Source organism: Pseudomonas sp. NBRC 111138 (assembly GCF_001320835.1).
In the GTDB taxonomy this organism is placed as follows: Bacteria; Pseudomonadota; Gammaproteobacteria; order Pseudomonadales; family Pseudomonadaceae; genus Aquipseudomonas; species Aquipseudomonas paracarnis.
In genome coordinates this window covers 1-8,273 of the sequence record NZ_BCBO01000104.1, presented here as the reverse complement: position 1 = coordinate 8,273, position 8,273 = coordinate 1, and the positions used below count along the sequence as shown (strand labels likewise).

9 protein-coding genes are annotated in these 8,273 nt (G+C 60.6%); 5 read left to right on the top strand and 4 right to left on the bottom strand.

Annotation, left to right across the window (positions count from 1 at the left end):
- Together dgoD and APH41_RS20085 are read left to right on the top strand one after the other, a co-directional pair.
- The coding region (gene dgoD, locus APH41_RS20090) for a galactonate dehydratase (RefSeq protein WP_054920976.1) at positions 1–782 on the top strand (782 nt) is incomplete at its 5' end.
- A 101-nt stretch (positions 783–883) separates the two neighbouring features.
- Positions 884–2,188 (top strand): MFS transporter, encoded by a 1,305-nt coding sequence (locus APH41_RS20085; protein ID WP_032894350.1) that lies wholly within the window; start codon positions 884–886, stop codon positions 2,186–2,188.
- 33 nt (positions 2,189–2,221) lie between these two features.
- Here the strand turns inward: APH41_RS20085 and APH41_RS20080 are convergent, their stop codons facing one another.
- The 3 genes from APH41_RS20080 to trpB all read right to left on the bottom strand — a co-directional run bounded on the left by APH41_RS20080 (position 2,222) and on the right by trpB (position 6,103).
- Positions 2,222–3,880 carry a BBE domain-containing protein gene (locus tag APH41_RS20080; protein WP_054920974.1) on the bottom strand — a complete coding sequence of 553 codons (1,659 nt, stop codon included), beginning with the start codon at positions 3,878–3,880 and terminating at the stop codon, positions 2,222–2,224.
- Between the two features lie 187 nt (positions 3,881–4,067).
- On the bottom strand, positions 4,068–4,877 hold the full coding sequence (trpA, locus tag APH41_RS20075) for a tryptophan synthase subunit alpha (protein ID WP_034129208.1): 810 nt from the start codon (positions 4,875–4,877) through the stop codon (positions 4,068–4,070).
- Complete coding sequence (trpB, locus tag APH41_RS20070; protein WP_054920971.1) at positions 4,877–6,103, bottom strand: tryptophan synthase subunit beta; 1,227 nt, start codon at positions 6,101–6,103, stop codon at positions 4,877–4,879. The genes trpA and trpB overlap by 1 nt, the downstream gene beginning before the upstream one ends.
- Before the next feature lie 108 nt (positions 6,104–6,211).
- Here trpB and APH41_RS20065 point away from each other — a divergent pair, with 108 nt between their 5' ends.
- Complete coding sequence (locus APH41_RS20065; RefSeq protein ID WP_054920969.1) at positions 6,212–7,108, top strand: LysR family transcriptional regulator; 897 nt, start codon at positions 6,212–6,214, stop codon at positions 7,106–7,108.
- Between the two features lie 8 nt (positions 7,109–7,116).
- Here APH41_RS20065 and APH41_RS20060 read toward each other — a convergent pair whose 3' ends face one another.
- Positions 7,117–7,443, bottom strand: coding sequence for a YqjD family protein (locus APH41_RS20060; RefSeq protein ID WP_003187304.1), 327 nt, complete (start codon positions 7,441–7,443; stop codon positions 7,117–7,119).
- Positions 7,444–7,600: 157 nt separating this feature from the next.
- Between APH41_RS20060 and APH41_RS20055 the strand changes: the two genes are divergently transcribed.
- Positions 7,601–7,816, top strand: coding sequence for a dodecin (locus tag APH41_RS20055; RefSeq protein WP_005783406.1), 216 nt, complete (start codon positions 7,601–7,603; stop codon positions 7,814–7,816).
- Positions 7,817–7,932: 116 nt separating this feature from the next.
- Entirely contained in the window at positions 7,933–8,160 is a 228-nt protein-coding gene (locus tag APH41_RS20050) for a DUF1161 domain-containing protein (protein WP_034129210.1), read from the top strand.
- Positions 8,161–8,273 lie beyond the last annotated feature (113 nt).

Genomic DNA, 8,273 nt, shown 5'->3' with positions numbered 1-8,273 from the left:
CCCGCCCCGCCGATACTGCCCGTGCCGCCAAAGAGGCGGTGGCCCGTGGCTTCACAGCCGTGAAAATGAATGGCACCGAAGAATTGCAGTTTGTCGACAGCTTCGAAAAAGTCGACCTGGCCCTGGCCAACGTCGCTGCCGTGCGCGATGCGGTCGGCCCTAACGTGGGTATCGGCGTCGACTTCCATGGCCGCGTGCACAAGCCGATGGCCAAGGTGCTGATGAAAGAGCTCGACCCGTACAAACTGATGTTCATTGAAGAGCCGGTGCTCAGCGAAAACTACGAGGCGCTGAAAGAACTGGCACCGCTGACCAGTACGCCGATCGCCCTGGGCGAGCGCCTGTTCTCGCGCTGGGATTTCAAGCGGGTACTCAGCGAAGGCTACGTCGACATCATCCAGCCGGACGCCTCCCACGCGGGTGGTATCACCGAAACCCGCAAGATCGCCAACATGGCCGAAGCCTATGACGTGGCTTTGGCCCTGCACTGCCCGCTGGGCCCGATTGCCTTGGCGGCATGCCTGCAACTGGATGCGGTTTGCTACAACGCGTTTATCCAGGAGCAGAGCCTGGGCATTCACTACAATGAAAGCAACGATCTGCTCGACTACGTGCGAGATCCGGGCGTGTTCGACTATGACCAGGGCTTTGTGAAAATCCCCAACGGCCCAGGTCTGGGCATTGAGATCAACGAGGAGTATGTGGTTGAGCGCGCGGCCATCGGCCATCGCTGGCGCAATCCGATCTGGCGCCATGCCGATGGCAGTTTTGCCGAGTGGTGATTTCCACCTGATTGAAACGCGCAAAAAAATGTGGGAGCAGGCAAGCCAGTTCCCACATTGAGCGCGTTCCTTCCTCAACAAATATAAAAAGAGGCACCCCCATGCACCCTGAATCCCTCACCGGGCAGGCTTCTTTAGTCACGCCTAGCAGAAAGCGCTTTTTCATCATGGTGCTGCTGTTCATCACCGTGGTCATCAACTACCTCGACCGTAGCAACCTGTCGATTGCTGCGCCCGCGCTGACCAGCGAGCTGGGGATCGATCCGGTGCAAGTCGGGCTGATTTTTTCTGCCTTCGGCTGGACCTACGCCGCCATGCAAATCCCGGGTGGCTGGCTGGTAGACCGGGTGCCGCCGCGCATTCTCTACACGGCCGCCCTGCTGCTGTGGTCGATTGCCACCGTGATGCTCGGTTTCGCCGCCAGCTTTATCGCGCTGTTCGTGCTGCGCATGGCCGTGGGCGCGTTGGAGGCGCCGGCCTATCCCATCAACAGCCGTGTGGTCACCACCTGGTTTCCCGAGCGCGAGCGCGCCACGGCTATCGGCGTCTATACCTCCGGGCAATTCGTCGGCCTGGCGTTCCTCACTCCGGTACTGGCGTGGCTGCAGCACCAGTACGGCTGGCACATGGTGTTTGTGGTGACCGGTGGCGTCGGCATCCTGTGGGCCGCGATCTGGTACGCGGTGTACCGCGAGCCCAAAGATTTCAAAGGCGCCAACGAAGCCGAAATCCAACTGATCCGCGACGGTGGCGGGCTGGTGGACATGCAGGCTAAAACCGTCAAGGCACCCTTCAGCTGGACCGACCTCGGCATCGTGCTGAGCAAACGCAAGCTGTGGGGCATCTACCTGGGCCAGTTTTGCCTGAACTCCACGCTGTGGTTCTTCCTGACCTGGTTCCCGACGTACCTGGTGAAATATCGCGGCATGGACTTTATCCAGTCTGGCTTGCTGGCCTCCTTGCCGTTCCTGGCCGCGTTTGTGGGCGTGCTGTGTTCTGGGGTGTTTTCCGATTGGCTGATTCGCCGTGGGGCATCGGTGGGCTTTGCGCGCAAGTTGCCGATCATCAGTGGGCTGCTGATTTCCACGGCGATCATCGGGGCCAACTATGTGGACTCGACGGGGTGGGTCATCGCGTTTCTGGCGGTGGCGTTTTTCGGCAATGGCCTGGCGTCGATCACCTGGTCGCTGGTGTCGACCTTGGCGCCTGCCCGTCTGTTGGGGCTGACCGGCGGGGTGTTCAACTTCATCGGCAACCTGGCGGCAATTGCCACGCCTATCGTGATTGGCTTTCTGGCCAGTGGCTCGTCATTTGCGCCGGCCATTACCTACATTGCGGTCCTGGCGCTGCTCGGCGCGCTTTCCTACATATTGCTGGTCGGCAAAGTCGAGCGGATCGAGCTGTAAAAAGGGCGACCTTCGGGTCGCCCTTTTTTCGTTCTACGGCACCGACATCTCGTTGCGAAATATATTGTGCGGGTCCCAGCGCTGCTTGGTACGGCGCAAGCGGCTTTCGATCATCAGATCGGGAAAGAAGATTTTGTACCACTGGGGGTTTTTGCCGTTGGCCGGATTACCGCCTGTGTAGGTCATGTCGAGGTCGGGGTAATTGATGTAGCAGCCTTCGAACGCATTGTTGAGCGGTACGCCTTGCGCATCGGCAAACGCATTGACGTACAGCCCTCGGATCCAGTCGGCATGGGCTTGATCCGCGGCCGCGCTGTCGCCGTGCCAGTAACACTGGGGTTGCCACTTGAGGAGGGACGAACGCTGGGCGGCCGACGACTCCTTGCGTACGGGCGCGCTGGCGGCGTTGATCTGGCCGCCGAAGGACTGAATCTGGATCAGGCTTTGTGTCAGGTGGTTGTCAGGGTCCGGCCAGGTCAGGGTAGTCCAGATGGCCTGTAGCACTTGGGGGCTGAACTCACCTTTCTGATAGGCCGATTTATAGCGCCCACGCTGATTGTCTCCCGAACCATTCAATGTTTGCTGGCACACCAGCCAGTCCAGGCGCCGCGCCGCAGCCTGGGCGGATGAGACTGAGTCGATGGGGCGCCCGCCGGCTGTGCCGGGCGGCAAATGGACCACATGAAACGGCACCAGCGACTCGGTGGCAGGTAAGCCGATGGCCGTGAGCATCTTGTCGACAAAATCATCGAAGGGCGCACGGTCGTTCAGCTCACCCTCCTTGTCCACATAATGGATGCCCAAGGTGATATTGCCTGTGTGCTCGTGGCGCATTTCCAGTTTGGTCGCCAGACCCCAGGTGTCCGGGTTGCTCTGATGACTGGCGAACCATCGCTGGTAAGCCACCAGCAGGTTGTTAAGTGCATCCTGGGTCAGTACTGACCAATCCCATTCCAACACCAGCCACAGTACTTCTTTGGGGGCCGGTGGCAGGTCCTTGAAGTAATAGCTGGTGATAATGCCGAATTGACCACCCCCCGCACCGCAGCACGCGGCGAACAGGTCCAATTCGTCCTCTTGGGTGCTGTCCCTGCTGACATGGCGCGGTTCTAGCCCTTTGCCTTGGCTGTCAGGCACCAGGATATCGACCCCGCTGAGCCAGTCACACACCAGTCCATACTTGCGAGACAGCAGCCCATAGCCGCCACCGCAAATGTGTCCGCCCAGGCCCACGCTATAGCATGAGCCGCCGGGCAAGGTTTTGTTGGCCAGCTTGTACAAAGCGCCATAGGCGTCCCAGTTCTGGCCGCCGGCCTCCAGGCGAAAGCGGTAGCGAAAGGGCTGCGTGGGGTTCAGCTCGGAACCGATCTGGCCGTTGGCATCGTAGATCACTCGGTTCAGCGCGCTGATATCCAGGATCGACAGCACCTCATTCGGGCTGTCGGGCATCTTGTTGGCGACAAACCCTTCGTAGCAATGACCGCCGCTGCGTACGGTGATGCGTCCATTGGGCAGGGCCAATGCCTGGGCGGCGGCGTCCATGATGTCTTGCGGGCTGCGGCAAAGGTAAATCAGGTTGGCGCCATTGGGCGAAGACTGGCCCTGCACATTGCCCAAGGGCCAGCGCAGATTGAAACCCTTTTGCAGGGTTGAGTGACGACGGTCTGAAACGGTGACGAGATCAAATGCCATGATGTACTCCTAAGAGCCAAGAATGACTTCTGATGCGGCTAACTTAACGACCGAGGGGCAAGGACTACGGGGCTTGCGAAGGTGGTTAGACGGCAAAGGGCACGAAGTGCATTAAAAAAGGAGGTGGGCGACATGCCCACCTCCTTTGAAGCCTAGCGTATAAGCTGCGGTCGTTGCGCCGTGCAACTTACTTGCGTGCGTTGCGCACACCTTCCGACAGCGCTGCGCACAGGGTCAGCACGCCATCAATGGCTTGCTGATCGTTCTTGGCCGTGGCGATGTGATCGATCAGCGCCGAACCCACTACCACCCCGTCCGCCAAGCGTGCGATGGCCGCTGCCTGGTCGGGTGTGCGGATACCAAAGCCGATGCTGATCGGCAGGTCGGTATGGCGGCGCAGGCGGGCCACGGCTTCTTCGACGTGTTCCAGGGTGGCGGCACCCGCCCCGGTGACACCGGCGACCGACACGTAATACACAAACCCGGAGCTGCCATTGAGCACAGTAGGCAGGCGCACGTCATCGGTAGTCGGCGTGGTCAGGCGGATAAAGTCGATACCTGCGGCCTGGGCCGGGTCGCACAGCTCGCCGTTATGCTCGGGGGGCATGTCCACCACGATCAGGCCGTCGACGCCCGCTGCCTTGGCATCGGCAATGAACTGCGACACGCCGTATTTGTGGATCGGGTTGAAATAGCCCATCAACACCAGCGGCGTGTCGTCGTTGTCCTGGCGGAACTCGCGAACCATCTGCAGGGTTTTCAACAGGTTCTGCTTGGCGGCCAGTGCGCGGATATTGGCCAGCTGGATGGCCGGGCCATCGGCCATCGGGTCGGTGAAGGGCATGCCCAGCTCGATCACGTCGGCGCCGGCGGCCGGCAAGCCCTTGAGGATCGCCAGCGAGGTGTCATAGCCGGGGTCGCCAGCGGTGACGAAGGTCACCAGGGCGGCGCGATTTTGTTCCTTGAGTTGCGCAAAGCGGGTTTGCAGGCGGCTCATCAGTGTTTCTCCTGCTTGGACTGTTCCATATGGTGCATCACGGTCTGCATGTCTTTGTCGCCACGGCCCGAGAGGTTGACCACCATCAGGTGATCCTTGGGCAAGTTTGGCGCGCGCTTGAATACTTCAGCCAGGGCGTGGGCGCTTTCCAGTGCCGGAATGATCCCTTCCAGGCGGCAGCATTTGTGGAAGGCTTGCAGGGCTTCGTCGTCCGTTACCGAGGTGTACTGGACGCGGCCGATGTCATGCAACCACGCGTGTTCCGGGCCGATGCCGGGGTAGTCCAGGCCTGCGGAAATCGAGTGGGCGTCGATGATCTGGCCGTCGTCGTCCTGCACCAGGAAGGTGCGGTTGCCGTGCAGCACGCCCGGTACGCCGCCGTTGAGGCTGGCAGCGTGCTTGCCGGTTTCGATGCCATGGCCTGCGGCTTCAACACCGATGATCTCGACGCTGGTGTCATCCAGGAATGGGTGGAACAGGCCCATGGCGTTGGAACCGCCGCCGATGCACGCCACCAGGCTGTCCGGCAGGCGGCCTTCCTGGGCCTGCAGCTGGCTGCGGGTTTCCTTGCCGATCACGGCCTGGAAGTCGCGCACCATCGCCGGGTATGGGTGTGGTCCGGCCACGGTACCGATCAGGTAGAAGGTGCTGTCGACATTGGTTACCCAGTCGCGCAGGGCTTCGTTCATGGCGTCTTTGAGGGTGCCGGTGCCGGCGACCACGGGGATGACCTCGGCGCCCAGCAGCTTCATGCGGAACACGTTGGCCTGCTGGCGCTCGATGTCGGTGGTGCCCATGTAGATCACGCATTGCAGGCCAAAGCGCGCCGCCACGGTTGCGGTGGCCACGCCGTGCATGCCGGCGCCGGTTTCGGCGATGATGCGTTTCTTGCCCATGCGCCTGGCCAGCAGGATCTGGCCGATGCAGTTGTTGATCTTGTGCGCGCCGGTGTGGTTGAGCTCTTCGCGCTTGAGGTAGATCTTGGCGCCGCCGCAGAACTCGGTCAGGCGTTCGGCAAAATACAGCGGGCTTGGGCGCCCGACATAATCGCGCTGAAAGTAGGCCAATTCTTCGTTAAACGCCGGATCTACCTTCGCCGCTTCGTATTCACGGGCCAGGTCGAGAATCAACGGCATCAGGGTTTCAGCGACGTAGCGGCCGCCGAACGCACCAAACAGGCCGTTGGCGTCAGGGCCGTTGCGTAGATCGGTCTGGGACTGAGTCATGGGACGCTCCAGGAAAAATGTGTTTAAAGGCAATGACGGTCACTCTACTCGTGACGCCTTGGCCTGAAAACCGATAAGATCGCCGCAACCTGTCAGGAAAACTCACAGATGAGCCGCGACCTCCCTCCCCTCAATGCCCTGCGCGCTTTTGAAGCCACCGCTCGCCTTAACAGCGTCAGCCAGGCTGCGGAGCTATTGCACGTGACCCATGGCGCGGTCAGCCGCCAGTTGAAAGTGCTGGAGGAGCACTTGGGCGTGAGCCTGTTCATCAAGGATGGGCGCGGCCTTAAACTCACAGATGCTGGCGTCAGGCTACGAGATGCCAGCAGCGAGGCTTTCGAGCGGTTGCGCGACGTGTGCGCCGAACTCACCCAACGCGGCGCTGACGCGCCCTTCGTTCTTGGTTGTTCAGGCAGTTTGCTGGCGCGTTGGTTTATCCCTCGGCTGGGGCGGTTGAATGCTGACTTGCCGGATTTACGCTTGCACCTGTCGGCAGGCGAAGGCGATCTGGACCCGCGCCGCCCGGGGCTGGATGCCTTGCTGGTATTCGCTGAGCCGCCGTGGCCGGCGGATATGCAGGTGTATGAGCTGGCCAGCGAGCGCATCGGCCCGGTCTTGAGCCCCCGCTTCGCCGGTTTTGAACAACTGCGTCAGGCCCCAGCGTCGGATCTGCTGGAGCAACCCTTGCTTCACACCACCTCACGTCCGCAAGCCTGGCCCAGTTGGGCACGGCAACACGGCCTAGAGCCCGGCGCGCTGAAACTCGGCCAGGGGTTTGAGCATTTGTATTATCTGCTGGAAGCGGCGGTTGCCGGCTTGGGCGTGGCAATTGCGCCAGAACCGCTGGTGGCAGAGGACCTGCGAGCGGGTCGCCTGGTGGCGCCTTGGGGGTTCAGTAAAACCCCGGCGCACCTGGCGTTGTGGCTACCCAAGCGCGCCGCAGACGGGCGCGCCCGGCAGTTGGCGCAATGGCTCAAGGCTGAGCTGTTGCGTCAACCGATGTAACCGGTCAATCAGTCACCGCGTTTGCACAGCAGATAAGCCGCCAGCAGGCCCAGCGCGCCAACGGCGACACCGGCGGTCGTCCAGGGGTGCTCTTGTGCGTAGTCACGGGTGGCAGCGCTGGTTTCGCGGATTTTGACTTTGCTTTCTTCGTAGGCGTCGCTGATCAGGTGGCGAGAGTGCTTGAGGGCGTTCTCGGCATTGCTTTTCAAGGCCTTCAGCGTTTTGCGCGACTCATCGGACGCGTCGTCCTTGAGGCTCTCCAGCGATTTGAGCAGGCTCGAAATCTCGGCTTCCATGCTTTCCAGCGACGCTTTGCGTAAAGAAGTGTTGGCCATGTGGACATCTCCTGAAGTGATTGAGTGGCGTGTGTAGATACCGACTGCGCCGCTTTCAGAAAGTGCAGTAATTCTGAACTTTCGCCTCCCAACGGTCGCCTGAAGCAGTACGCACATTCGCTGCTAGTCTTGATTGACGACCTAAAGGAGAAACGCCATGAGTGATCATCACACGTACAAGAAAGTCGAACTGGTTGGCTCTTCCACCACCAGCATCGAAGACGCGATCAACAATGCCCTGGCTGAAGCCAACAAAAGCATCAAGCATCTGGAGTGGTTTGAGGTGACCGAAACCCGTGGTCACATCAAGGATGGCAAGGCTGCGCACTTCCAGGTCACGCTCAAAGTGGGATTCCGCATTGCCAGTAGTTGATCGGCAGAGTTGAACTTTGCCCGCTGGCCGATTGCCATAACCTGCGCTACAAACAACGGGTGCCGACGCGATGAGCGTCGGCACGCTCTTTTTGATCAGCGCAAGGAAAGTAACGGATGAAGAAGTTTCTGTTAGCGGTTGGGTTGTTGAGCATTGCGGGTACCGCTATGGCGGCGGGCAAGCCTTGTGAAGAACTGAAAAGCGAAATCGCAGCGAAAATCGACGCCAACGGCGCTTCGGGGTATTCGCTGGAAGTGGTGGACAAAGGTGCTACGCCAAGTGACCAGAAAGTAGTTGGCACCTGCGAAGGTGGCACCAAGGAAATTGCCTACAAGCGCGGCTAACCCCGTGCTGTATAAGCGACGCACCTGTGGCGAGGGAGCTTGCTCCCGCTGGGCTGCGTAGCGGCCCCAAAAAAATGGGAGCGCTGCGCACTCCAGCGGGAGCAAGCTCCCTC